Genomic DNA, 1,951 nt, shown 5'->3' with positions numbered 1-1,951 from the left:
TGCGGAATGTTGCCGTCAAGGCGCAATGGGATGGCATCCGTGGCGATTCCTCGTCGCTTTTCCCCTATCGCCAGGACAACCGGGCGCGCTGGAAGGGTGAAATGAATGTGTTCTCGCTGACTGTGGATTTCGTTTTCTGAGGCCATGCTACTTCGTCGCCTGTTCCTTCTCGGCTCGATTTTCTGGCTGCTGGTTCAGCCAGCTGCCGAGGTGTGCGCCGAACTGGTTGTTGTCGTCAATGCCCGCTGTGGTGTTGCGGCCATGACGCGTAACGAGGTTATCAACGTCTACTTTGGTCGCAATCGGCAGTACTTCAACGGTGTCGAGGCACAGCCGGTGGATTTATCAGATAACCATCCGGACCGGGCCCGTTTTTATAGCCTGCTGGTTGGCAAGGATTTGTCCGAAATCAACGCCTACTGGTCAAGGCAGGTGTTTTCAGGGCGTATGCAGCCGCCGGCCAAGGTTAGTGCATCGGAAGAAGTGCTGAGATGGGTGGTCTCGCATCCGGGTGGGATGGGTTTTGTCGATCTGGCCAAAGCCGATGCCCGGGTTCGCGTGGTTTACGAACTGGCGCCGTGAGTGAAAATTTTTTGGGTTTTCATTGAACGTTGAGTTGATCGGCATGGTCATCTTTTCAGGGCCATTGCGGTGATTGTCATCAAGCTGAGGTAATCTCCGCGTGTGCTGTGCTTTCTGGCTTGCCGGAAGCACGCCGCTGATTTTTACAACACTGCAGGAGACAAACATGCCAAATCGCATCATCAGCAACATCATCGCCGGCCAAACCGTTGTTTTTGCCGCCAAGGAAAGCACTGTTCGCTCGGCTTGCAGCCTGATGGCCCAAAAGCGGATCGGTGCCTTGCTGGTTGTCGAAAACAACCGGATCGTCGGAATCTTCACCGAGCGTGATGCGCTCAACAAGGTTCTGGCTGGCAATCTGGACCCGGATAAAACCACTTTGGCGCAGGTGATGGTCGCCAATCCGCAAACGATTCGGGCCGACAAACCTCTGGGCTATGCCCTCCAGTTCATGGTTGATGGTGGTTTCCGCCATGTGCCGGTGGTCGACGAGAACGGTGCACCAGTGGGCATGGTTTCTGCCCGCGATGCCTTGGGTCAGGATATCGTGCAGCTCGAACGTGACCTTAAATTCAGGGAGCATCTCGAGGAAAATATCGCTTAAGCGCCTTCAGAGGACCAGCCAAAACGCGCCAGTATGGCGGCGAATTCGCCGGATACTGGCGCTTTTATTTCTACCCGCCGTCCATCGAGCGGATGGTTGAAGCGCATGCCGATGCAGGCCAGCAACAGGCGCTGGCAGCCGAGGTGCTCGGCAAAATAACGATTGTGCCGTCCCTTGCCGTAGGTCGCATCGCCAATGATCGGGTGGGCGATGTGTTTGAGGTGGCGCCTGATCTGGTGGCGACGGCCGGTGATCGGCTCCACTGCGAGCAGGGCGTAGCGGCTGTTCGGGTAACGGTCGACGGCAACCGGCAGTTCAATTTTCGCCAGTTTCCGGAAGTGCGTTAGTGCGGCTTGCGCCTCGGTGCTGCTCCGCTCACCCCGGAATTCATAGGCATCGCGCTGTCGGGAGAGCGCGTGGTCTATGCTGCCCGATTCCGGCGGATAACCACGGACGACGGCCAGATAGTGCTTCTCGACCGTTCCGGCTTCAAATTGTCGCCCGAGCAGGCTGGCAATTTCCTTGCTCAGGCCGAAAAGCAGGACGCCGGAGGTGCCGCGGTCGAGGCGGTGAGCCGGCCAGACATGCTGGCCGATCTGGTCGCGCAGGATCTGGATGGCGAAGCGTGTTTCGTGACGATCGATTTCCGAGCGGTGGACGAGTAGCCCGGGCGGCTTGTCGATGACGACGATCTGTTCGTCGCGGTAGAGGATGGGCAGCGGCGGCTCAGTGCTACGGTCAACCGGAATTTCAGGCAAAAAAGCG

3 protein-coding genes are annotated in these 1,951 nt (G+C 57.8%); 2 read left to right on the top strand and 1 reads right to left on the bottom strand.

Going from position 1 to position 1,951, the window contains the following annotated elements; all coding sequences use genetic code 11:
- The first annotated feature begins 144 nt into the window (after positions 1-144).
- Positions 145-582, top strand: coding sequence for a hypothetical protein (locus ADADOO_RS14565; protein WP_511278228.1), 438 nt, complete (start codon positions 145-147; stop codon positions 580-582).
- Between the two features lie 166 nt (positions 583-748).
- Positions 749-1,186, top strand: a complete 438-nt coding sequence (locus ADADOO_RS14560; RefSeq protein ID WP_511278227.1) for a CBS domain-containing protein — start codon at positions 749-751, stop codon at positions 1,184-1,186.
- Here the strand turns inward: ADADOO_RS14560 and ADADOO_RS14555 are convergent.
- Positions 1,183-1,944, bottom strand: a complete 762-nt coding sequence (locus ADADOO_RS14555) for a tRNA pseudouridine(65) synthase TruC (RefSeq protein WP_511278229.1) — start codon at positions 1,942-1,944, stop codon at positions 1,183-1,185. The two genes, ADADOO_RS14560 and ADADOO_RS14555, sit on opposite strands and share 4 nt — an antisense overlap.
- Positions 1,945-1,951: the final 7 nt, after the last annotated feature.

This window comes from Azonexus sp. (assembly GCF_036170495.1).
GTDB lineage: Bacteria > Pseudomonadota > Gammaproteobacteria > Burkholderiales > Rhodocyclaceae > Azonexus.
This window is presented reverse-complemented; position numbering and strand designations above follow the sequence as displayed.

Excerpts from the sequence above, each read along its gene's own strand:
- ADADOO_RS14560 (WP_511278227.1), top strand. The coding sequence starts at position 749 with ATGCCAAATCGCATCATCAGCAACATCATCGCCGGCCAAACCGTTGTT.
- ADADOO_RS14565 (WP_511278228.1), top strand. The coding sequence starts at position 145 with ATGCTACTTCGTCGCCTGTTCCTTCTCGGCTCGATTTTCTGGCTGCTG.